General features: G+C 33.7%; 23 protein-coding genes. 12 read left to right on the top strand and 11 right to left on the bottom strand.

Features of this window, described 5'->3' with window-relative positions:
- From HHX25_RS18725 to HHX25_RS18715, 3 genes are all read right to left on the bottom strand, one after another.
- Entirely contained in the window at window positions 1-915 is a 915-nt protein-coding gene (locus tag HHX25_RS18725) for an EamA family transporter (protein ID WP_169676626.1), read from the bottom strand.
- A gap of 67 nt (window positions 916-982) precedes the next feature.
- Window positions 983-1,435, bottom strand: a complete 453-nt coding sequence (locus HHX25_RS18720; protein ID WP_169676624.1) for a cold-shock protein — start codon at window positions 1,433-1,435, stop codon at window positions 983-985.
- 104 nt (window positions 1,436-1,539) lie between these two features.
- Entirely contained in the window at window positions 1,540-3,093 is a 1,554-nt protein-coding gene (locus HHX25_RS18715; RefSeq protein ID WP_169676622.1) for a DEAD/DEAH box helicase, read from the bottom strand.
- Window positions 3,094-3,287: 194 nt separating this feature from the next.
- Here HHX25_RS18715 and HHX25_RS18710 point away from each other — a divergent pair, with 194 nt between their 5' ends.
- The 4 genes from HHX25_RS18710 to HHX25_RS18695 all read left to right on the top strand — a co-directional run bounded on the left by HHX25_RS18710 (window position 3,288) and on the right by HHX25_RS18695 (window position 8,827).
- Window positions 3,288-4,592: a sulfatase-like hydrolase/transferase gene (locus tag HHX25_RS18710; RefSeq protein WP_169676621.1), complete on the top strand. Its 1,305-nt coding sequence runs from the start codon at window positions 3,288-3,290 to the stop codon at window positions 4,590-4,592.
- Between the two features lie 134 nt (window positions 4,593-4,726).
- Entirely contained in the window at window positions 4,727-7,033 is a 2,307-nt protein-coding gene (locus tag HHX25_RS18705) for a S9 family peptidase (protein WP_169676619.1), read from the top strand.
- A gap of 288 nt (window positions 7,034-7,321) precedes the next feature.
- Entirely contained in the window at window positions 7,322-8,335 is a 1,014-nt protein-coding gene (gene mgrA, locus HHX25_RS18700) for an L-glyceraldehyde 3-phosphate reductase (RefSeq protein ID WP_169676617.1), read from the top strand.
- 24 nt (window positions 8,336-8,359) lie between these two features.
- Window positions 8,360-8,827, top strand: coding sequence for a GNAT family N-acetyltransferase (locus tag HHX25_RS18695; RefSeq protein ID WP_169676615.1), 468 nt, complete (start codon window positions 8,360-8,362; stop codon window positions 8,825-8,827).
- 6 nt (window positions 8,828-8,833) lie between these two features.
- Here the strand turns inward: HHX25_RS18695 and HHX25_RS18690 are convergent, their stop codons facing one another.
- Complete coding sequence (locus HHX25_RS18690; protein WP_169676613.1) at window positions 8,834-9,511, bottom strand: hypothetical protein; 678 nt, start codon at window positions 9,509-9,511, stop codon at window positions 8,834-8,836.
- Between the two features lie 578 nt (window positions 9,512-10,089).
- Here HHX25_RS18690 and HHX25_RS21375 point away from each other — a divergent pair.
- Window positions 10,090-10,224 (top strand): hypothetical protein, encoded by a 135-nt coding sequence (locus HHX25_RS21375; RefSeq protein ID WP_262888897.1) that lies wholly within the window; start codon window positions 10,090-10,092, stop codon window positions 10,222-10,224.
- Between the two features lie 81 nt (window positions 10,225-10,305).
- Here the strand turns inward: HHX25_RS21375 and HHX25_RS18685 are convergent, their stop codons facing one another.
- Entirely contained in the window at window positions 10,306-10,791 is a 486-nt protein-coding gene (locus HHX25_RS18685; RefSeq protein WP_169676612.1) for a hypothetical protein, read from the bottom strand.
- A 510-nt stretch (window positions 10,792-11,301) separates the two neighbouring features.
- Here HHX25_RS18685 and HHX25_RS18680 point away from each other — a divergent pair.
- Entirely contained in the window at window positions 11,302-11,859 is a 558-nt protein-coding gene (locus tag HHX25_RS18680) for an ExbD/TolR family protein (RefSeq protein WP_169676609.1), read from the top strand.
- A 232-nt stretch (window positions 11,860-12,091) separates the two neighbouring features.
- Here the strand turns inward: HHX25_RS18680 and eno are convergent, their stop codons facing one another.
- The 6 genes from eno to HHX25_RS18650 all read right to left on the bottom strand — a co-directional run bounded on the left by eno (window position 12,092) and on the right by HHX25_RS18650 (window position 19,398).
- Entirely contained in the window at window positions 12,092-13,393 is a 1,302-nt protein-coding gene (eno, locus tag HHX25_RS18675; protein ID WP_169676607.1) for a phosphopyruvate hydratase, read from the bottom strand.
- The gene (locus HHX25_RS18670) at window positions 13,390-14,385 is read right to left on the bottom strand and encodes a phosphotransferase family protein (protein WP_169676605.1); all 996 of its coding nucleotides are present in this window, start codon (window positions 14,383-14,385) and stop codon (window positions 13,390-13,392) included. Before HHX25_RS18670 ends, eno begins: the two co-directional genes overlap by 4 nt.
- Before the next feature lie 3 nt (window positions 14,386-14,388).
- On the bottom strand, window positions 14,389-15,873 hold the full coding sequence (locus HHX25_RS18665) for an aldehyde dehydrogenase family protein (RefSeq protein ID WP_169676603.1): 1,485 nt from the start codon (window positions 15,871-15,873) through the stop codon (window positions 14,389-14,391).
- 157 nt (window positions 15,874-16,030) lie between these two features.
- Window positions 16,031-16,471, bottom strand: coding sequence for a 3D domain-containing protein (locus HHX25_RS18660; protein WP_240964575.1), 441 nt, complete (start codon window positions 16,469-16,471; stop codon window positions 16,031-16,033).
- A 38-nt stretch (window positions 16,472-16,509) separates the two neighbouring features.
- The gene (locus HHX25_RS18655; RefSeq protein WP_169676601.1) at window positions 16,510-17,385 is read right to left on the bottom strand and encodes a sterol desaturase family protein; all 876 of its coding nucleotides are present in this window, start codon (window positions 17,383-17,385) and stop codon (window positions 16,510-16,512) included.
- Between the two features lie 9 nt (window positions 17,386-17,394).
- Window positions 17,395-19,398, bottom strand: coding sequence for an alpha-ketoacid dehydrogenase subunit alpha/beta (locus tag HHX25_RS18650; RefSeq protein WP_169676599.1), 2,004 nt, complete (start codon window positions 19,396-19,398; stop codon window positions 17,395-17,397).
- A gap of 132 nt (window positions 19,399-19,530) precedes the next feature.
- Between HHX25_RS18650 and HHX25_RS18645 the strand changes: the two genes are divergently transcribed.
- From HHX25_RS18645 to HHX25_RS18620, 6 genes are all read left to right on the top strand, one after another.
- Window positions 19,531-20,481 (top strand): isopenicillin N synthase family dioxygenase, encoded by a 951-nt coding sequence (locus HHX25_RS18645; protein WP_169676597.1) that lies wholly within the window; start codon window positions 19,531-19,533, stop codon window positions 20,479-20,481.
- An 86-nt stretch (window positions 20,482-20,567) separates the two neighbouring features.
- A complete protein-coding gene (locus tag HHX25_RS18640) occupies window positions 20,568-20,897 on the top strand; it encodes a translation initiation factor (protein WP_169676595.1) in 330 nt (109 codons plus the stop codon).
- 3 nt (window positions 20,898-20,900) lie between these two features.
- Window positions 20,901-21,842, top strand: a complete 942-nt coding sequence (locus HHX25_RS18635; protein WP_169676593.1) for a DUF1835 domain-containing protein — start codon at window positions 20,901-20,903, stop codon at window positions 21,840-21,842.
- Entirely contained in the window at window positions 21,832-22,701 is an 870-nt protein-coding gene (locus HHX25_RS18630) for a nucleoside phosphorylase (RefSeq protein WP_169676591.1), read from the top strand. Before HHX25_RS18635 ends, HHX25_RS18630 begins: the two co-directional genes overlap by 11 nt.
- 12 nt (window positions 22,702-22,713) lie before the next feature.
- Window positions 22,714-23,568, top strand: a complete 855-nt coding sequence (locus HHX25_RS18625; protein WP_169676589.1) for a substrate-binding domain-containing protein — start codon at window positions 22,714-22,716, stop codon at window positions 23,566-23,568.
- A 117-nt stretch (window positions 23,569-23,685) separates the two neighbouring features.
- The gene (locus HHX25_RS18620; protein WP_169676587.1) at window positions 23,686-24,696 is read left to right on the top strand and encodes a TlpA family protein disulfide reductase; all 1,011 of its coding nucleotides are present in this window, start codon (window positions 23,686-23,688) and stop codon (window positions 24,694-24,696) included.
- The last annotated feature ends 3 nt before the right edge of the window (window positions 24,697-24,699 follow it).

Here is a 24,699-nt window from a genome sequence, read left to right as displayed (position 1 = left end):
TTAACTTCCAATGGTTTTGGTTTTTATCCTTTTGCGGGATGTAATAAAAAAAACGCCTGTTAAAAGAATGCATGCAGCTACGATGGTTCGAGTTGTGATAACTTCATCTAGAACATACCAACCCAGTATGATAGCTACAATAGGATTTACATAAGCAGATGTAGAAGCTTTCTCTGTAGAAACCATTTTAAGTAAATAATTAAATGCCGTAAAAGCGATTACACCTCCAAATACAATTAAAAGAATTAAAGCCCCTTGTGCATTTTGGCTCCAATTAGTGGGTGACACCCAATTTTCATTTAAAAGCAAGCTTATCAATATTAAAAGCACACCTGCAATACTCATTTGATAGGCTGTACTAACAAAAAAATTTGAGGGTAAATCTGCCTTGGCAACAAATACACTAGCATAACTCCAAGATAAAACACAGGTAAACGCCATGAACATGCCAAGTAACGTCTCATCATTGGTAATTAGTTCTTTCTGGCTTACTAAAAGATACATTCCAATAAGCCCTAACGCCACGCCTATTAAAGATTTTAATTGCATCTTTTTGCCATCTATAAGCCGCATTAATAATAATACAAAAAGTGGTTGGGTAGAAGCTTCAAGAGCAGCAAAACCACTATCTAAATATTTTAAGGCCCAAATAAAAACACCATTACCATATACTAGAAATAAAAAACCTGCTATAGTACAATTAATAAATTGCTTTTTGCTAATTGACAATCTAAGTTTCATAAACTTAGCTATCACAAATATAATAGCGCCAGCAATGAGAAAACGAATAGCAGCCACAAAAAATGGTGGTATTTCCGTTACTGCTATTTTATTGAGAAGGTAGGTTGATCCCCAAATAACATAAATAGCAAAGAATGCTGATATAATAAGAATCGTTTTTCGCGATATACTCATTTATGTTTGTAATATCGAAATAATAGAGGAGACCATACTACAATTATAAAAAGTTTAAAAAGATGTATTAAATCTTTTTTACTCGAACCGCGTTCATACCCTTTTGACCGCGTTCTAACTCGTAAGTTACTTTGTCGTTTTCTTCAATAGGTTCAAGTACCCCACTAACATGTACGAAGTATTTTTCCTGATTTACGCTATCGATTATAAAACCAAAACCTTTAGAATGATCGAAGAATGAAACCTTGCCTTCTTTGTTTGCTGGTTCTTCTTCCTCTCGGTCTTCTTTCTTAGGAATTCCCAACTCAATACTCTCAGCTTCAATTTTCTCACGTAATGCTGGATCTGGAGGCGTGTCTGTTAGGTTGCCATTAAAATCTACATAAGCAAATTGGATACCTTGAGGGTTTTCCTTAGCTTCAGCTCTGCGAGCTTCCTTTCTTTTTTGTTTTTCTTCTCTTTTCTTTAATCGTTTTTTTTCTTTTTCAATTTTGTTAAAAGTAACTTGAGATTTTGCCATAGTTTATAATACTGCGCTTGTTTAATGTGAATAGTTGCAAACAAAGATACGCCTTATTTTAAGGATGTTATAATAATTTGGAAGTTAAATAATATAAAAACACTCTAATCTTCTGGCGGATATCCATGAATAGCTTCAAAAACGGTATCAAAATTTGAACGTAAATAAGCATTTAGCTTTTTTCTGTAATCACCTTTTAACCATTCTACAAAATTATAAGTACTCTTACTTATACACTTAGTATAGCGTTGTATTCTAAAATCAATATCATCACCCAACATTTTTGCCAATCCTAAGGCATCATAGACATCTTCACTGTTTTCAATACAGATTTTTGCATGTTGTTCTATGGAGCGCTCTAAAACAACTTTTGAGGATTCACCACTTCTAATGGATTCGATGTAGGTTCTTTGTATATCGAAATAAACTTCTTTAGACTTAGAGAACTCCTTACGCAATTCGTCTGGCATTTCATATCTAAAATTACTTTCTAGTTCTTCATCACTTAAAATAGCATCTAAATAGTAATTTGGCGATTTAAAAATACGTTGCCAGTCTAAATTGTCTCCCCAAGGGCCAAATCGATGAAAATTATTTCCTAAGTCAATGACACTAAATGAATTCTTATCTTTTAAAATACGAGAACCACGACCTATCATTTGATAGTAAAGTGTCAATGATTTGGTTGCTCTGTTTAAAATGATGCTCTCAACCGTTGGTTCGTCAAACCCTGTAGTTAAAATACTTACCGAAGTTAAAATGGCATCTGGCGTCTTTTTAAACCATTGCAAGATAAGTGCACGTTCTTTTTTAGTGTTTGTATTATCTAAATGAGCAATAGGATATCCTGCCCTTCTAAAAGTATCGTAAACATGCAGCGAGGTATTAATTCCATTATTGAAAATCAATGTTTTTTTACCTTTAGATCGTTCTTCATAAGCCTGTAACAGCTTACTAAGCATGTCATTATCAGTATATAAGTCCTCAGAAGATTTTACCGTATAATCTCCATTGGCACCAACTACCAAAGATGTTAAGCCTACATTGTAAGAAAACATTTCAGCACGGGCTAAAAATCCGTTTTCTATCAAAGACTCTATGCTTTCCCCAACAATTAACTCATCGTAATTATCGGTCATTGGCAATTCTATACTAGAACTTAAAGGTGTTGCTGTAACTCCTAAGATAAACGACTGGCTAAAAAATTTAAAAAGCTTGGTAAAAGAATTATAATGGGCTTCATCAATAATTACCAATCCAATATCCGAAATATCCAATTTGTCATCTTGCAATCTATTATTTAAGGTTTCAACCATAGCTACAAAACAGCTATATTCGGCTTGATCACTTAAATCGGCTTTACTATCAACCACTTTATTGTTTACTCCAAACTCTGTAAGGACGTTAGATGTCTGCCTACACAATTCGATACGGTGGGTCATTACCAGTACTTTCTTTTTATGGGTTTTAAGATATTGCCTAACAATTTCAGAAAAAATAACTGTTTTCCCCCCTCCTGTTGGTAATTGATATAATAAGTGATAATCATGAGGCGATTCATCAAAACTCTTAAAAATTTTATCGATAGCCCCTTTTTGGTAGCTATACAAGTCTTTTCCAGCTTTTCTTTCTTCTAATTCTGTTATTGAAACGGACATCCCTATAATTTTATGACGTGCAAAAATAACACCTTTGTAGGGTTTATCAAGAATGTTTATTACGAAAATTGCAAATGATTATTTTTCATCACTGATAATGAATAAGTTAAGAAACAGATTAAACTTATTTCCTTTTATTGGGTCTTAATTAAGAATAAATAGTATAATTCCCAAGAACTAAAAACTTAATATTTATGATTCGCTATATGTTTATTTACTCATTTTTATTGGTGTTTTTTTCCTGTAGCAACTCTATAGAAGTCGTTGATAATAATGAAGAAACCCAAGAAACTCCTCAAAATACAACGCCAAATATTCTCCTTATCATTGCAGACGATATGGGTCTCGATGCCACTCCAGGCTATAATATAGGGAGTGTGAAACCTAACATGCCTCATTTACAAAGTTTGATGAATTCGGGAATAAAATTTACAAACCTATGGTCCAATCCAACCTGCTCTCCAACAAGAGCTACTATTTTAACAGGAAAATATGGATTTAGAACAGGTGTTCTTGATGCAAGTGATATATTGTCTACCTCTGAAACTTCTTTGCAAAGTTATATTGATGTTAATACTAACACATTATATAATCATGCCGTTATTGGTAAATGGCACCTATCAAACAATGAGAACCATCCAAACATTATGGGGATAAACCATTTTGCAGGTCTTATAGGTGGTGGTGTTCCATCGTACTGGAATTGGAACCTGACCACAAATGGCACTACTACCAAATCAACGACATACACAACAACTAAATTTACCGATTTGGCTATTAATTGGGTAGCAGAGCAAACGACACCCTGGTTTTTATGGCTGGCTTACAATGCGCCGCATACACCTTTTCACCTACCTCCTAACGATTTACACTCTCAAGGGGCACTGCCATCAGATCAGGCTAGTATAGACAATAACCCACTACCCTATTATATGGCTACACTCGAAGCACTGGATAGCGAAATGGGTAGGCTAATCAATTCAATGTCAAAGGAAGTACTAGATAATACAGTTATTATCTTTATTGGAGATAACGGGACTCCTAATCAAGTGGTACAAGAGCATCCATCAACAAGAGCTAAAGGAAGTATATATCAAGGAGGAGTTAATGTCCCTATGATTATTTCTGGAAAAAATGTGACACGCATTAATGAAACCGAAAGCGCTCTTATAAATACTACCGATTTATTTGCGACCATAGCCAATATTGCTGGAGCATCTGTAACAGAAATTAACGACAGTAAAAGCTTTAAAGGTTTACTCACTAACCCTGATGCCAATAAAAGAACTTATGTTTATACCGAAAATAAAGATTTTACCATTAGAAATACCACACATAAATACATTTATTTTGATAATGGCTCTGAAGCTTTATTTAATTTAAATAATAACCCATTAGAAAACCCCAACCTTCTAAATCCAAATCAATTACCTTTGAATAGTAGTGATAGTGCGATGAAAGATGCGTTAGCAACTAAATTATCTGAGATCAGAAATTGATACTTTATTCATTTGAAATAAAATTTTCACACGAGTTTGTAACAAAATTCATTTTTTTTCTTCTAACTAAATATCAGTATATTAATACGATAATTTGTTTTTAAAATAACAATTCTATAATCCATATCAATCAAATGAAAACGACTATTTTAAAACTAAGCAGTGCATTAATATTCTTTTTATGTACAATAGCTCAAACGAATGCCCAAGACATTGTTGGTTCTTGGAAAGGAAAACTATCTGTTCAAGGAACAGAAATACCCCTACTATTTGATATTAAAAGTGAGGATGACGGTTACATATCGACCATGGATAGTCCGTCACAAGGTGCTACAGGCATACCAATGGACGAAACGCTGTATGTAAACGATACCCTGACCATTAAATTTAAACAAGCAGGAATCAAATATGTGGCTTCATTAAAAGAAAACACATTGTCTGGTACATTTTATCAAGGTGGTCAGGAATTTCATTTGGTATTGTCTAAAACCAAGAAGACCCTACCCGGGAACACGGCGCTTCCTACCTCTGATGAAGATTTAGAAAAACTAGCCAATTGGAACCCCACTAATTACAAATATGCTGTTGAAGATTATTTTGCAAGACCAAAAGCCAGGTCTTTTAGTTTTTCACCAAATGGTACCTACCTATCATATCGAGAAAAAGATGAAAACACAAAGAATCATGTGTACGTAAAAAATCTTGAAACTAATGAGATCACCAGGGTTATTGAAGAAAAAGACGAATTAATTCGTGGCTTTGGTTGGGCCAATGAAGGCAGACTCGTTTATGTCATGGATAAGGGAGGTAATGAAGATTACCATTTGTTTGCGGTAAATATCGATGGTAGCAACGCTAAAGAACTAACCCCTTTTGAAGGTGTGAAAGTGAATATTTTAGAAGGCCTTAAAGAGGATAAAGATCATATGATTATTTCAATGAATCAAAACAACCCTCAAATATTCGAACCTTATAAAATCAATATAGAAACGGGAGTCTTAGAACAATTATACAAAAATGAAGATGCCGCTAATCCTATTAATAGTTACGTGTTTGATAAAGATGGGAACTTACGTGGTTTTTCTAAACTACGTGATGGTGTAAACATTGACTTATATTATACCGTAGACGGAGAAAATTATGAAATAAAGAAACAATTAAGCTGGAAAGACAACTTTAACATCTCTTCGTTTAATTATGCCTCCAGCAATCCTCATGAAGCCTACATCACATCTAATTTAGACAGCGATAAGGCTCAAATTTATTTATACGACCTCAAAGAAGATAAAACTATTAAAAAACTTTTTTCTAATGACGATTATGATGTTTCTGGATTAGGTTTATCGAGACATAGAAACTATGAATTAGATTATTTTTATTACGAAGGCGAAAAAAGGCATATTATACCAGTAAGCGATTATTACAAAAAGCTACATAATAAAATCATCACTAAATTTCCTGGATATAACTATTCAATCCCAGATGTTACCGATGACGAAAGCAAATATTTGATCTTCCTTCAAAGTGATAAATTATATGGTACTTATTATTCATACGATGCCAAAAAGGATACATTTAAATTACTTTATAACCTCATGCCTAATCTTATTGAAAAAGATATGGCAGAAATGCGCCCCATTAAATTTAAGAGTAGAGATGGTATAACTATTCATGGCTACATTACGTTACCTAAGGAAGCTCTTGATGGCAAAAAAGTACCTGTTATTGTAAACCCTCACGGTGGACCGCAAGGTATAAGAGATTCTTGGCGCTTTAACCCAGAGGCCCAATTGTTTGCCAGTCGCGGTTATGCTACACTACAAGTGAATTTTAGAATTTCTGGAGGTTACGGAAAAGAGTTTTTGAAATCAGGATTCAAAGAAATAGGAAGAAAAGCTATGGACGATGTTGAAGATGGTCTGCAGTACGTCATAGATCAAGGCTGGGTAGATAAAGATAATGCGGCTATTTATGGTGGTAGCCACGGTGGATATGCCGTATTGCGCGGACTGACAAAAACGCCAGATTTATATGCCTGTGGGGTTGATTATGTAGGGGTATCCAACTTATTTACTTTCATGAAAACAATTCCACCTTATTGGAAACCTTATTTAAAAATCATTAAAGAAATATGGTACGATGAGGATATTCCAGAAGAAAAAACCATTATGGAAGAAGTTTCTCCTGTATACCAAATAGATAAAATTAAAAAACCGCTTTTTGTCATTCAGGGTGCTAACGATCCAAGAGTTAATATAGACGAATCTGATCAAATTGTAAGTGCTTTGCGAGCTAAAGGCTTTGAAGTGCCTTATATGGTTAAGTATGATGAAGGGCATGGTTTTGCTAAAGAAGAAAATAGTATTGCGCTTTACAAAGCCATGATGGGCTTTTATGCTAAGCATTTAAAAAAGAAAATTGAACAGCCTTTAAAAGATTAATATTTGAAGATACCGTTATTTCCCGATAACATCATCAAATTCAATTTGAAGTCTAACTATAACTTTTATAAAAATTTTATAGTTAGACTTTTCTCTTTTAATACTGATTGACTTGGTTTGAATAGTTCTGATTTATAGAAAGTGCATTTACCACAATCTTTAATTTATCAAATAGTTACAAACAGGTCTTAATTCTTGATTCTTACTACAAAATAGTCTCGTATCTTCAATCGGATATTTACAAGAATAATTTATACATTTACACCCTCATTATTAGCGACTCTAAATATGCAAATCAACGACAAATCTGAAACAACAAACTATCAAGCTTCCAACAACAGATATGATGCTATGACCTATAAAAGGTCTGGAAAAAGCGGCGTTCTTTTACCAGCAATCTCATTAGGGTTATGGCATAACTTTGGCTTTGTTGATAATATACAAAATGGCAGAGACATTATTAGATGTGCATTCGATTTAGGTATTACACATTTAGACCTAGCCAATAACTATGGCCCTCCGTATGGATCTGCCGAAGAAAATTTTGGAACGATTTTGAGAAAAGACTTTAAGCCATATAGAGACGAATTATTTATTGCTACCAAGGCTGGTTACGATATGTGGCCTGGACCGTATGGCAATTGGGGGTCGAGAAAGTATTTAATTTCAAGCCTAGATCAAAGCTTAAAACGTATGGGCTTAGATTATGTTGATGTTTTTTATCACCATAGACCAGACCCAGAAACACCGTTAGAGGAAACTATGGGAGCATTGGCAGATATTGTACGCCAGGGAAAAGCACTCTATGTAGGAATTTCTAATTATCAACCCGAAGAAACCCAAAAAGCTGCTAAAATTCTTAAAAACTTGAATGTACCTTTTATTTTACACCAAGCACGTTATTCTATGTTCGACCGTTGGGTTGAAAAAGGGCTTTTAAATACTTTGGAACAAAACGGTGTAGGCTGTATTGCTTTTTCACCACTGGCACAAGGCATGCTAACCGAAAAGTATTTAAAGGGAATTCCAGAAGGTTCCAGAGCTGCAAAAGACCTCACCTATTTAAATGTAGATACCGTGAATAGCAATATTGAAAAAATTCAACATTTAAATGCTATTGCTCAGGAACGTGGACAAAAATTATCGCAGATGGCCATTGCCTGGATTTTAAGACAGCCGCAAGTGGCTTCTGTTTTAATAGGAGCCAGTTCTCCTGGTCAATTAAAAGAAAACATAAAAGCTGTAGATAATTTAAGTTTTTCTGAAGAGGAATTAACGTTGATTGACAAAATAGTATTTTAAATTTAGTCTATAAATACTAATTTAATGATAGAAAATGAATCTATTCAATTATTAGAAACAAAGGCCCAAGATCTTCCTCAGATTATCGAAATAGAAAAAAAGTACGTACAATTTGTTGGACAATATAATTTGGCTCAACATAAAAAAGTGACAACCAATCAGAATGAAAAACACCTCTCTGTTTTTAATAAATCTGACAACGCCCTTATTGGCTATGTGATACTTGCAGGTATATTGAATAAAAATCGTGTTATTGAATTTAGAAGAATAGCATTGCTAAAAAGAGGTTTAGGTTACGGTAAACCGATTGTTAAATTAATAAAGGAAATTTGCTTTAAACAATACAAAGCCAACAAAGTATGGCTGGATGTTTACACGGATAACGAAAGAGCTATTAGACTATATGTTAAAGAAGGTTTTGTAAAAGAAAAAAGGGTAAAACAACCAAATAAAAACGGGCGTTCAGTTTACATGATGTCCATAACAAAATAGTAAACATTACTCCTTTACAACAATAATAGTAGCTTTAACACCTGTAGCTAGATTCCAACGATTAGAAGAAATCAGACTTCCCTTATCATCAACAACTCTAAATTCGGCTGTATTAGGGCCTGATTCTCCTTGATTTAGAGCCAAGAAATCTATCTTGTTAAAACCTGGCTGTAAATCGAGTTTAAAACCTTTAAAACCACCTGTTAAAAATACCCTGGCGTGAATGATATCATCATTTACCAAAACTTGAATCACATCACCATCAACATAGCCATGATCTCGATATACAACATTCACAAACTTGGCCTTGCTTTTATAATCACCAAAATATTGATCCGTAGTACTACCATTTTTCATTTCTAATTCTTCCTCACTTAGCTTCAAGTGATCTAAGCTTTTATTAATTCGCTTATCGTAAAGTTCCCCTGGGTTACCGAATTCTTCTTCGGGAAACATAGAAAACTGCTTTTTAGGCATATTAAGGTTGGTAGATGTACGAGGTGTATTGATGTTATTAATATTTCTATTATTATTTATTGGTTTTGATGGTAATAAAGGGTTAGCATCAATAGAATCTTTGCTTTTCACTGCAGGAATAGCAATAGATTTATTCTTCGCATCAATCTGAGCATAAGTAGATAGCGAAAAAAGGAGTCCTATAAAAAATGAAAAATAAAGTCTCATTTGTTTTATTATTCCATTAAACCAATGTTCATAATATATTTCAAAGATATTTTTTTATCTGAAAACATATAAACTCTTACTTAATATTTTGTATTCATTTAACACAATAACCATTCCTAAAATGTTTAATGAGTCTAAAAAAGTAGTTATTTCTTACCATAATCCTACAAAAATTGTTAAAATATGCTAATTTATTACTTTGTTATGCATAGTACTGTAACATTTTCGATTTTTGGTCGTCTATCTAGTATAAATCAATTAAAAAACAACAATTATGAGAACATTAAACAACAATCAATTAAGCGGAACTTTAACAGGTACTAAAAGTAATCATTGGAATAAAAAGAGACGTTATAGATAAATTCGTTTCATTTTAAAAAACATCAATCAATCAATCAATCAATCAAAATTAGAAATCATGAGAACATTAAACAGCAATCAATTGAGTAGCACATTAAGCAACACCAAAAGCTACAGTTGGAATTGTAAAAGACGTTACAGATAAGTAGCGTCTTTTAAAACAAACCTTTCATCAATCAACCCAACTGAACTCGTTTCAGTATCAAAACAATCAAATTATGAAATCAGCAACAAAAATATCGAGATACTTAAATAGTATCACTCAAAAAAACTTATTTACAGATAGTGTCATCCCAAAACATTATAATTCACATGATGATGTTTGGAAACGCCTAAAACATTATGCGTATTAAAAAGGGATGTAATTAAATTACATCCCTTTTTTGAAAAACTATAAATAGCAGTGGAATATCATGAATTATTACATCGTAAACTTACCATACAATCGTCCAATAAATAACTTTATTAGACGATTCTTCTAAGATAATTCCATTTGAAAACCCATGAAAATTACCTTCTAATAATGTTTTATCTTTCAAAAACTCTCCTTTTTTATGATTAAATACTACATATTTTCCATCACTGATTTTATCCTTTAATTCATTGAAATCATCAGTAATATTAGGAACGGGAAAACTCTGCTTAGAACAGTGTATTTCTTTTTTAACTATTGGAATATAGACATTACAGGTATCTTTGATTTTAGACTCGAAAAAATTCTCTGTCCTAATTTTTTTAAGTATTTTACTAAAATCATTAACATTATGTTCATACTGTATAAATACACCACAATAGTTAGATGCATAAATTGATTCTGGAAATATTATATTTTGAGATAAGCTATTTCTAATTATTGTATTACTTAAGGGTAACAAATCAAATACTTCTGAAAATGTAGTTTCCTTAAATCTATCTATCATTAACTGTTTATGTGACTTATCCGTAGTGCAACTTAAAGCCAGTAATAAAATTAAGCCTAAATATCTGATAATTTGAATTTTAAAAGTGGTTCATTATAATTTTTCTAACCAATAAATATAACTGAATTACTCCCCTCTTCATCTACAGCCCCTTATGTTTATTGATTTCCCATGATTAAACATAACTATTATGCTAAGTGTAAAACTTCGTATCTATTACTCCTAAGTACTAACATACAAAAAAGTTATTCTATTTCTAAAGTAGTTTCTTAACTTATTTTAATTTACTTGATAGAGAGGCTTCGAAGTTGCAAACCAAGGCCATAAGAAACTCCTCTATTTAAGTTCTTTATTTCAGAAATACTCAAGATAAGTCAAAGTCTAAGTAAGTGATAAATCTTTTTAAAAATCAAAAAAACATTTATAAAAAACTAAACAGAACTCTATACTGAGACCTTATGGTATCGTTTTTGTGATTTTCTTAACATATTAACATTTAAATCTATAATTATGAGACAATCAAAACTAATGCCTGAAGTAAATGCAGGATCTATGGCAGATATCGCATTTTTATTACTTATCTTTTTTCTTGTAACGGCAACCATATCTTCAGACGAGGGTATCAATAGAGTACTTCCTAAAGAATGTCCACCCGGGACTATTTGCGATGCCAAAATAGCAGAACGTAATATACTTCGCATTATGGTAAATAATGACGATGAAATTATGATAGAAAATAATGTTGTGGCTATTTCTGAATTAAAAGAGATCACCAAAAACTTTTTGGACAATAATGGTGATGGTACTTGTAATTACTGTCATGGCTTAAAAAGCCCAAAAGCATCTGATAATCCCGAAAAAGCAGTAGTGTCTTTACAAAATGGTAGACATACCTCTTATAAACAATTTGTTGCTGTACAAAATGAACTCACAAAAGCATATTACGAACTAAGAAATACCTATAGTGTAAATGTCCTTAAAAAACCCTCAGACAAACTATCAAAAGAAGAGCTAAAACAAGTAAAAGCTGCCTACCCTTTTATACTTTCGGAAGCAGAAACTAAATGATATAATAAAAGTAATATATCATTTAGTTATAAATTGAAAAAAGCATTTTTAGAACTAAAAGATCATATGTTTATTGGCTATCTGAAAAGTAAAGCATATTGGCCCTTCGACTACGCTCAGTTTCGACAAGTGTCATACTAAGCGTAGTCGAAGTACTCAATCTGACAAATCAAATGATAATGATTTCACGATCAGTCTTTTCTTATTTAGCGACCACTATAAAAATCCAACCTTATGCGATCTGTGGCTTTTTCTTTAAAATACGTTCATAAATTTTACTACCAATAAATTGGGCTTTATCTCCCAAACTACGTTGAATACGTAAGTTCTCGTTCCACTTTATCATACGTTCGCTTCTTGCGAAAGAACCTACTTTCAACTGTCCTGCATTTGTAGCCACTGCTAAGTGAGAAATAAAAGCATCTTCTGTTTCTCCAGATCGAGCAGAAACTACCGGTAACCAACCTGCTTCTTGTGTTACTCTTATGGCTTCGAGGGTTTCTGTTACCGTACCTATTTGATTCAATTTTATCAATACCGAATTAGCCAAACCTGCCTCAATTCCTTGTTTTATACGTTCTATATTTGTCGTAAAAAGGTCATCCCCAATAATCTGAACCTTATCACCACAAACCTTATTAAAACGCTTCCAGCTCTCAAAATCGGTGTCTGCAAAAGGATCTTCAATAGATATGATTGGGTATTTGTCACACCAGTCAATCATTAAATCACAAAACGCCTCAGGGCTAAACGATTCGTTAGTCAGTTTAAAATGATATTTTTCGCCATCAAAAAGATCGCTAGCTGCAATATCTAAAGAAATAGCGACGTCTTTGCCTGCTACATAACCAGCTTTTTCAACAGCTTCTAAGAATACCTCAAAAGGTTCCTCATTGGTAAGGTAATCAGGCCACCAACCACCTTCATCGGCTATACCGACACATTTACCACGTGCCTTCATAACTTCCCCAGCAGCATGATAAATATTATGTGTCATCTCTAGGGTTTCCTCATAAGTTTTAGCACCAACGGCTATAACCAAATAGTCTTGAATGTCTATTGCCCAAGCAGCATGAGCCCCTCCTCCTAAAATTTGAATTTCATTAAGAGGAATTAAGGTTCCTTTTCCTTCACCTAAATATTCGTACAAAGGAATTCCTTTTTCATTTGCTGCTGCATTAGCAACTGCCATTGAGACTCCAAGAATAGCATTAGCGCCTAAGTTTGATTTATTTACTGTGCCGTCTAAGGCAATCATTTTTCGATCTATCTGCTCCATATCGAAAACCGAAGTTCCTTTTAGTGCATCAGAGAGTATTGTTTTTACATTGTTAATGGCTTTAAAAACTGATTTACCCCTAAAACGAGAACTATCATTATCCCTCAACTCCAAGGCTTCAAACTGACCTGTAGAAGCTCCAGATGGTACCAATCCATATCCCTGAGTACCACTAGCTAACGTTACTTCAACTTCAAGTGTTGGAAATCCTCTGGAATCATATATTTGATAAGCATCTATATCTTTAATTTTCATAATACTATTGTGTTATATTTTAACCATTTATTTTTAAAGCATTCAAAACTATTATTAGCGGAAGGTAACTCTTGATATACAAAATCCCTGATTATTTTTTTCTGAGAAGCATTTAAATACTCTACTGGGGATTTACCATCAACCCTTGCTAGCATTAACATAAGAAGCAAGTGGATTAGCTGTTTTTCAAAACCCTCATTTACAAGTATTTTTGCTTCTTTCTTATAACTTATCCAAACTTCTTTTGCCAACTGCATAAGCATCTCTATATCTTCAGATAAATAAAGGGATTTCAAAACGAAGTGATTTAATAAAAACGCGACATCGAATACAGGGTCTCCATACCATGCCACCTCACAATCTAACACCACCAAACGATTGGGACTTACTAAAATATTTTTAGGACTAAAATCGCCATGAACCAAACATATCTTTTGCTCACTTAACCTAACGGCTTCCTTTTGAAAATATGATGCTAATTCTGGGTGCCTTTCTCCAGTTTTAAGTAAATATGGATCTATACGTAGCTCATGAAAATTAGCCAGTGTATCAAAATCCTTTGCCACTCCTCGATCTCCTGCAGATTTAAAATGAATAGCTCCCAATAGCTCGCCAGCCTTTTTTGCAAATGCTACATCATAATTTTTATTGAGGAGTTGTTCCTTCCAGTTTTTTAAACCATTTTCCAGCATTTCCATACAAAAAAAATGATGTTTACTATCACTGTAAATGATAGCAGGAACCGAATCAAAGAAAAATGTCGCTACATACTTTAGGTAGCGTTGTTCAATTTCATTTCTTTTTACATCTGCAAACCAATCGTCTTCAACTTTTAATTTTTCTAAAGCACGTTTTAATACAAAACGTTTTTTTCCGTCATCTATTAAAAGTATTTCGCAAGACACGCCTCCACTTAGGGGTACGATATCCACTTTGGTAGTCGTCAATACGTCCTGTTCTACCAAATACGCTATTAATTTAGCTATTTCCATTAGTTAAATCGTAACAGGTTCTGCGATAGAGAGAGCACGTGTATAATCAAACAATGTTTGCACACTATTAACACCACCTCCATTACCGCTTCCATTGACACCTCCATAAGGAAGTCCATAGGCAAATACATTGTGGGCATTTATCCAACTATTACCAGAAACCATAGATTTAGCAACACGTTCTGCACGTTTTTTATCGGAAGTCCAGACACTATTAGCAAGACCATAATCCAGACTGTTTACTTGGCGAATGGCATCGGCCTCATCAATAAACGATGTTATGTAAGCTACTGGCCCAAATATTTCTTCTTTGAAGCAAATATTATGTTCATCTCCTCTTAATAATGTTGGAGCCACATAGTACCCTTTATCAAAATTAGCATCTTTAATACGCGCACCACCACAAATCACTTCAGCGCCTTCTTTCACACCTTTATCTATATAATCCAGAATCGTATTCAACTGCTTACTGCTAACGACAGGCCCCATTTCATTTTCCTCAATCATCCCTGGGCCTATTTTAGTTTTTTCTAACTCTTTTTTCACTTTTTCAACAAAGCTATCCATCACTTTTTCGTGAATGATCCACCGGGTAGCAGTACAACAAACTTGACCTGTATTTAAGGTAATAGCTCCTGCCAGACCTACGGCTGCAGAATCCAAATCGGCATCATCAAAAACAACAGCAGCTCCTTTACCTCCAAGTTCTAATTTTGAAGGTTTTAGGTTAAACCCACATGCCTGTCCGATTATTTTTCCAACTCTAGATGATCCTGTAAAGGACACACATTTCACTTTTGGGTGCGATGTTAAAACTTCCCCAGCTTCTGGTCCATCTGCAGGTATAATATTTAAAACGCCATCTGGAATTCCAGCTTCTTTTGCCAACAAACCAAGATACAGGGTACTTAAGGGTGTAACTTCTGCTGGCTTTACCACTACTGTATTACCAGCAGCTAACGCAGGTCCAATACCCCACATACATAAAGTAAGAGGGAAATTCCATGGAAAAATAAAAGCCACCACTCCAAAAGGCAAACGAACAGATTTACTTTCAACACCATCAATCGATAATGTTTTCTCAAAAGTCTCTTTTTGAATTAAATTAGCATAATAACGTAATGACTCAACACCAAATGGCACATCAAACCCTCTAGCATTATTAACCACCTTTCCTACATCTAGTGCTTCCAATTGTGCCAATTCTTCAGCATCTCTTTCGCACAAATCTGCAAATTTATTTATAATAGCGGCGCGTTTCTCTGGGCTTACATTTTTCCATTCAGCAAAGGCTTTATCTGCTGTTTCAATGGCACTTTTAGTATCATTGGCATCAGCTTTACTTACGTTGGCGAGTAATGATTGATCCGAAGGATTTTCAACGTTAATGATCTTATCTTCAGAATTTTTCATCCATGCACCTCCAATAAAAAGAGGAATGGGGTCTTGACTAAGAAACTGTTTTACTTTAGCTGTGTACGATACCATGACTTATATTGATTTAGTTATACTATATTGATAAGTTATTCTTGAAAAATATCAGATACTGATTTACAATAACTTGACGTGCATGTCAACAAAATTATTAACAAATTATAAAGATTATAAATCTTATATATTTCTATTTATGTACTATATTGTCTTTTTAGTGTAAATTATTTTTCTTAGGAATTCCATAAGTGATCGAAACCTTTTTCTTGCCCCAATTTCTTGCTGCTTTGACATCTGTTCCCATATAAATGTCGATGCGTTTTTTCCAACGGGCATTCATTTTGTCCTTGACCAAATAAATACTATCGCAACCTTCAATTTTGACAGGTGTATTATGTTTTAACCCTAATTTTAATAAATCTCGAGATACAGCAATACATTTCATTCCAGGCTTTAAACTATCTCCAAAAGCTCCAATACTTGGGCTAGAATCTGTTTGATATGCTAATGAATTGTAGGCAGATGCAGTAACACTTATGGTTTTCCATTCGTAAATATCCTTATCTTCTTCTTTTCCTTTGCAATAAGAGCAGGTTTCTTTGCAGTAAAAGCAGGTCAAAATGATAATTAATATGAAGTATTTATTTTTCAGCATAACATGTAAATAGTAAAAACCGATTATAAAATGCTTAACTAGTGGTTTTTTCTAAAGCCGTAAAACAACTGCTTAAAGAAGTTTTTAGGCATTTTTATATCACCAGAATATCCCAAGGTCAAATTCCCACTAGTTTCTGGGATATAATTTGTTTTAAAAATATAATCCCAAAGACTTAAACTAATTCCAAAATTAACACCATAACTCCGTTTTTTTGGTAAAGCATATGCATGATGATACAAATGCATAACGGGATTGTTGAATATATATTTGAAAGGTCCGTATGTAAGCTTGATATTGGCGTGATTGAAATGCCCAATAGCTATGGCTATAAAGTGCACAATAAAGGCTTGCTCTGGCTCAAAACCACCCAGTAACATAACAGCAAATATTTTAAGGGGCTTATAGAAGATGTTTTCCATCCAATGATAACGTAAATGAGCAGCAAATCCCATCTCTTTAACAGAGTGATGCACTTTATGAAAACGCCATAAAAAATTAAATCTATGTAATAAAACATGTGTAAACCATTGCATAAAATCTGATACTAAAAAGAATATCAGTAATTGTTGCCATATAGGTAAATCTTTCATATTTACTAGGGAGACCGATGTCATAGTAATTCCCAAACTCAAAAAAACCTGTTCTAGGATAGCATAAAACCCGCTTATAATAATAGTAAAAACAAAGAAATTGAAAAACATATAAACGGTATCTGTCCAAAAACCTTTCCTAAAAATAGCTTGTTCTTTTCGCCAAGGAAGTACTATTTCTAACCCCCAAACAGCTATAGATATAAAAACTAATCCCCAGAAATAATTAGTATACCAAGGCACCTTAAAAAGTATAGAATCGATAGTCCAATCTACAGTTCCCAAAAATTTATTTACAAATATATCTATAAGCGTTTCCATGCTTGGTTTCTAATATTCCAAAAGCATTTTAAGTGCTGCTTCAAACTTATCTTTTGGCAGATATTGTGTCTCTAATTGACTTGCAAACGGTATAGGCGTTTCCATACTGGCTACACGTTTCACTGGGGCGTCAAGAGCTTCAAAGCAATGTTCCATAATGAGTGCAGAAATATCGCTGGCAATACCACCAAACAAAGAATCCTCTTGCAAAATGATAGCTTTCCCAGTTTTTCTAACAGATTTATACAGTGTTTCTGCATCTAAAGGCTGAAGTGATCTTAAATCTATGACGTCTGCTGAAATTTCTGGATTCCGTTCCAAGGTCTCTAAAGCCCAATGAACAGCTGCTCCATAGCTAATAATTGTAACATCGTTACCCTTACTAAGTACAGATGCTTTGCCTAAAGGCAATGTATAATAATCGTTTGGAACTTCCTGTCGAATACTTCGGTACAACCCTTTATGCTCAAAAAATAAAACAGGATTAGGGTCATTAATAGCAGTAGCCAATAGTCCTTTAGCATCATAAGGAAAAGCTGGATAAATCACTTTTAAACCTGGTGTTTTTGTAAACCAAGCTTCGTTTGTTTGCGAATGAAAAGGCCCTGCAGCTACACCACCACCACATGGCATTCTAATAACAACATCGGCCTGTTGTGCCCACCTATAATGAGACTTAGCCAAGTAATTAACAACTGGATTAAACCCAGAAGTTACAAAATCGGCAAACTGCATCTCTACAACACTTTTCATACCTGCTATAGACAATCCCATGGCCGTTTCAACAATTGCAGATTCGCAAATGGGCGTATTCCGTACACGTTCTTTTCCAAACTGGGCAACAAAACCATCAGTTATTTTAAACACACCACCATATTCAGCTATATCTTGCCCCATAATTATTAAATCGTTATGGCGCTCCATACTTTGCCTTAAACCATTGGAAATAGCATCAATAAAACGAATATTATCAGACTCACCGCTACCCAAAACACTATTATAATCAAACATTTTATAAACATCATCCAATTCTTTTACTTCATCTGGAATTATGATTTCTTCCTTAAAAGCAACATCTAAGTGTTTGTTAATTTCTGTTACAATCCCCTCCCTTATCGCAGTACTTTCATCATCATTTAAAAAGCCATGATCCTTTAAGAATGTTTCATAATTTAAAACTGGATCCTTAACAGCCCAGGTATCCATAAGCGCTTGCGGAACATATTTAACACCACTAGCCTCCTCATGCCCACGCATTCTAAATGTTTTGAATTCCAGTAAAATGGGTCTTGGATTCTCCCTAATGCTTTGTGCTAATTCACTAACTTTTTTATAAACTTCAATGATATTATTCCCTTCAATAATATGCGACTCCATACCATACCCCAAGCCTCTATCCGCAATATTTGCACAATTATATTGTTCGTTTGTAGGTGTAGACAATCCGTAGCCATTATTTTCAACACAAAATAAAACTGGCAACTGCCATACTGAAGCCACGTTTAAGGCTTCATGAAAATCACCTTCGCTTGTCCCTCCTTCTCCCGTAAAAACAGCTGTGACATTATTTTTATTTTTCAATTTAGAAGCTAAAGCAATACCATCAGCAACACCCAACTGAGGGCCTAAATGAGAAATCATACCAACTATCTTATATTCCTGCGTTCCAAAATGAAAAGATCGATCCCTACCTTTTGTAAAACCTGAAGCCTTTCCCTGCCATTGTGCAAATAGCCTATATAATGGAATCTCTCGGGTAGTAAACACCCCTAGATTTCTATGCATGGGTAATATATATTCGTCTGCATTTAATGCCATGGTAACTCCCACAGCAATGGCCTCTTGTCCAATACCTGAAAACCATTTACTTATTTTTCCCTGACGCAATAGAATAAGCATCTTCTCCTCTATCAGTCTTGGCTTTAAAACATTTTTATATAATTGTATTAATTTCTCTTTGTCTAGGTTTTCGACATGATATTCTATAATAACCGATGTGGATTCTTTAGTCATGAATTGAATATATTGCTTTATCAAATATACCATAAAAAGGCAAAAAGAATATAAAAGTTATATAAAACACAGTGCTCTAAACTTTACAATGTTTTTGTACATTTGTAATACATCCATAATAAATAATAACGCATGACTAGCATACCGAGTGTAGATTTAAATGATTTTATTTCTAACGACCCTAATAAAAAACAACAATTTGTTGATGCTATAGGAAAAGCTTATGAAGACATTGGCTTTGTTGCTTTAAGAGGTCATTTTTTAAATGATACCTTGGTTGAAAACTTATATAAAGAAGTTAAACGTTTTTTTAGTTTACCAACTGCAACCAAACAAAGCTATGAAATTCCAGGAATAGGTGGCCAAAGAGGCTATGTGTCTTTTGGAAAAGAAAGCGCCAAAGGTAAAAAAGAAGGCGATTTAAAAGAGTTTTGGCATTTTGGACAATATGTTGAAAACAATCCTAAACTTGAAGCAGAATACCCTAAAAATGTTATTGTTAGTGAACTTCCAGAGTTTAACACTATAGGGAAGGAAACATATAAAATGCTGGAAAAAACAGCTAAGTATGTACTGCGTGCGTTGGCATTGCATTTAGACATTGAAGAAACCTACTTTGATGAGTTCATTCATAATGGTAATTCTATTTTAAGACCTATACATTACCCACCTATTACAGAAGAACCCAAGGAAGCTGTTCGCGCTGCTGCGCATGGAGATATTAACCTGATAACTCTATTAATGGGAGCACAGGGTCGCGGTTTACAGGTACAAAACCATGAAGGTGAATGGATTGATGCCATTGCGCAACCAGACGAACTTATGATTAACGTTGGCGATATGCTTTCCAGGCACACTAATAATAAATTGAAATCTACGATACATCGTGTCATAAACCCACCTAAAGAACTTTGGGGAACATCGCGCTACTCCATTCCATTTTTTATGCATCCTATAAGTGACATGAAATTGGATGTATTGGAAAGTTGTATCGATGATGATAATCCTAAAGCATTCGATAATATTACTGCTGGCGAATTTTTAAATGAACGATTAATAGAATTAGGATTAATAAAGAAATAGATAGCCATGTTCATTTAACAGTAGACTGTCAATAAAACCGCAGAGCAAATACTGCCAACTGAACACTGCTAACCGAATATTAAAAGATGGATTTACAAGACCAATTGAAAAACCTGTTTCCAGATCACGTTCAAACAGAATCTGCTGAAAGCGATAGTGAGACACCCAAAATATGGATGCAGGACGATCCTATTATTTGCAAATACGAAAAACGCAAAGGGAAACCTATCACCATATTAGAAGGTTACACAGGTGCTAATAAAGATTTTAAAGCTTTGGCTAAAGAAATTAAAACGACCTTAAGTGTTGGCGGTAGTTTTAAAGATGATAAAATTATCATTCAAGGTGATTATCGTGATAAAATAATGGACATGCTCCAAGAAAAAGGTTTTAATGTAAAACGTGTTGGAGGATAATTTATGAGCAAGCGAATACTTCATATTACCAATGGAGACGTTTTAACGAACTATCTGGATGAACTGGATTTTGTTGGAGAAAAACTTACCTGGAAGGAAATGCTTTGCGAAGGCCCAACTGTTGTAGAGATTAACTCGGACAAGTTTTTAGATCTTAGAAAATCATTTTTTAATACATTTTATGATATTGATTTAGATACAGAAATAATAAAGCTCGAGTTAAACAAATTGGATGCCTATAAAGAATATACTGAAATTATTTTGTGGTTCGAATATGATTTATTTTGTCATATCAACATGATTGCTGTCATCAATCTTATCATGCAAAAGCAAATAGACCTTCCTATTTCTTTAGTTTGTAGTGGCAGGATTAAAGGCAGCAAAATATTGAAAGGTTTGTCAGAACTCACTGCTGAGCAACTCATAGATCATTACAAAAACAGCGTAAAACTTACTCCTGAAGATTTAGAATTAGCTAAAACCATCTGGGGTATTTACTGTGGTAAGGACCATAATTTGTTAAAACCATACATTACAACAGTATCATCTTTTAAATATTTAAGTAATTGTTTAAAAGCACACTTAGAACGTTTTCCAGACTCAAAACACGGCTTAAATGTATTGGAAAAAAACATTTTGGAAATTGTTAAAAACAATACCATAAAATCTGAACACCATCTGTTAGGTTATGTACTTAATTATCAAGGGTATTATGGCTTTGGAGATATTCAAATATCCAGAATTATAGAAAAACTTCGTGCATTTTTCACAAATGACGAACAACAAATTATTCTAAACAGGAAAGGGCATGAAGCTTTGTTAGGTCGACATAATGTTGCCACTGAGATTGATAACAATATGGTATATGGAGGGCTTAAAAAATTTGATTTTCAATTTAATAAAAAGCAAAATAAGCTTATAAAAACTGTATTAAATGCCCATTAAAGAATCTGAATTAATATTAAATCCAGACGGTAGTGTTTATCATCTCAATTTAAAACCTGAAAACATTTCTGATACCATTATTTTTGTTGGTGATCAAAACCGTGTTGAGAAAGTATCAAAACATTTTGATAGTATTGAATTTTCTACTCAAAAACGCGAATTTAAAACTCATACAGGCCACTACAAAGGTAAGCGTATCACTGTAATTTCTACGGGTATAGGTCCAGATAACATCGATATTGTTCTAAACGAATTAGATGCTCTTTTTAATATCGATTTAACCACCAAAGTTCCAAAACAAACCATTACAAGCCTCAATATTATAAGAATAGGTACTTCTGGTTCGTTACAAAAAGATATTCCTATAGATTCATTTCTTCTAAGTACTTTTGGGTTAGACCTTAATGGTATGCTACATGCCTACCAAATTGATACTATTAATACTCCTGATATTGAAGAAGCTTTCATAAAGCATACAAATTGGCATCAAAATAAAGCTAAGCCCATCATAATTAAAAACAGTGATGTCCTTGAAAAACAATTTGAAAGCAACAAAACCCATAAAGGACTAACTGCCACTGCTGGTGGTTTTTATGGACCGCAAGGCCGTGTTTTACGATTGCCTGTTCAAGATCCAGATTTAAACAATAAAATGGATACTTTTAATTTTAATGGTATCCGTGTAACTAATTTGGAGATGGAAACATCTGCTATTTATGGCTTAGCTAAGTTATTGGGGCATCATGCCCTATCTCTAAATGCCATAATTGCGAATAGAGCTTCTGGAACTTTTAGTAAAAACCCTGCTGAGGTTATAGAAAATCTTATAAAATATACACTCGATAAAATTGCTGATTAACAGATAGATTTAATGAAGAAAGTAAATATTGGTGGCGTACCAGAGCATTTTAACCTAGCTTGGTACTTAACACTAAAAAATGGAGATTATAAAAAAGAGCATATTAATTTGCGCTGGCACGATTACGCTGGTGGCACAGGTGCCATGTGTAAAGCACTTCGAAACAAAGAGATTGACATAGCTGTTATTCTTACCGAAGGGATTATAAAAGACATTATAGCAGGCAACCCCAGTAAGATTGTACAGACTTTCGTAGATACGCCTTTAATTTGGGGGATACATGTAGCCCATAGTTCATCTTATAAAACGATAGAAGATTTAAAAGGAACTAAAGCTGCCATAAGCCGATATGGTTCTGGTTCCCATTTAATGGCTTATATAAATGCTGAAAATAATGAATGGGATTTGGAAAAAGATCTCGATTTTGAAATTATAAAAAATCTAGAAGGTGCTGTAGACGGATTAACTTCTGGAAAGGCAGATTATTTTTTATGGGAAAAATTCACTACTAAACCACTGGTTGATGATGGTGTCTTTAGGCATATAGGTAATTGCCCTTCACCTTGGCCTTGCTTCGTCATTGCTGTTCGAGAGGATTTTATTGAATCGAACAAAGCGGATTTAAAAACGATTTTAGAGATTATCAATAATACGACTACTGAATTTAAAGAGATTCCGAGTATAGACAAAACAATTGCTAACAGGTACAAGCAGCAACTTGAAGATGTACAGGATTGGTTAAATATTACAGAATGGTCTCAAAGCTTAATTGACAAGCAAACTATTATGACAGTACAAAAGCAATTACATATGCTAAACATTATACCTGAGATTGTAGATTACAAGAAACTAACCTGTAAACTATAATAGTTATTTTCACGCTACCGCCTTGTGGATAAGCCCCTTTAATGCCTAACAAAATGTTAATAAACAATAAAGTTTTGTTAAGATAGTTTATTTTTGACCGAATAATAAACCAAAAAAATGAAAAAAATACTTTTTTTAGCACTTGCAATAGCCACAATTGCTTGTGAAAACGCCCCCAAAGATTATGCAACTTTATCCGGTAAAATCACTAATAAAAATAGCGATTCCTTAGTCGTTAGAACACGAACATATTCGAAAACCATTAAAGTTAGTGATGATGGTACATTTAGCGATACTTTAAAAATAGAATCTGGGGTTTATAATTTTTTTGACGGAAAGGAGATGGCCTTCATGTTCCTTAAAAACGGAGTTGATATTCATTTAACTATGGATGCACAGAAAATTAATGAAAGTATTAAATATACAGGTACTGGTGCAGAAACAAGTAGTTATATAGCAAAAAAATCTTTATTACAAAAAAGTCTGTTTACACCAGATTTATTAGATTTAGAAGAAGATGCATTTAAAGCTAAAGTTAATGAAATAGAAAATAAACTAAGTGAGCTTTTAGAAAACAGCAAAAATATAGACTCGACACTTTATGCAAGTGAAATAGCTGGTTTAGAAAAACTTAATGAAGAGTTTTCTGCTGCTTATACTCAGAAAAAAAAGAAAGCTGTTAAATTTACCGATTTTGAGGGCAAGCCTTCACCTGAGTTTGTTAACTACGAAAATCATAAAGGAGGCACAACATCATTGTCAGATTTAAAAGGCAAATATGTTTATATTGATGTATGGGCTACCTGGTGCGGCCCCTGCAAAAGAGAAATTCCTGCTCTTAAAAAAGTTGAAAAACAATACCATGGTAAAAACATCCAGTTTGTTAGTATTTCAATAGATGATGAAACATTGCATGATGCTTGGAGAAAAATGGTTACAGATAAGGAATTGGGTGGTATCCAGCTATTAGCAGATAATAATTTTAAATCAAAATTTGTTCAAGATTATAACATTCAAGGTATTCCTCGTTTTATTCTTATAGACCCAGCTGGCAATGTTGTTGATGCTAATGCTCCAAGACCATCCAGTCCAAAGCTAGTCGAATTATTTAAGTCTTTAAATATTTAAAAG

The organism is Flavivirga algicola, from assembly GCF_012910715.1.
In the GTDB taxonomy this organism is placed as follows: Bacteria; Bacteroidota; Bacteroidia; order Flavobacteriales; family Flavobacteriaceae; genus Flavivirga; species Flavivirga algicola.
This window is presented reverse-complemented; position numbering and strand designations above follow the sequence as displayed.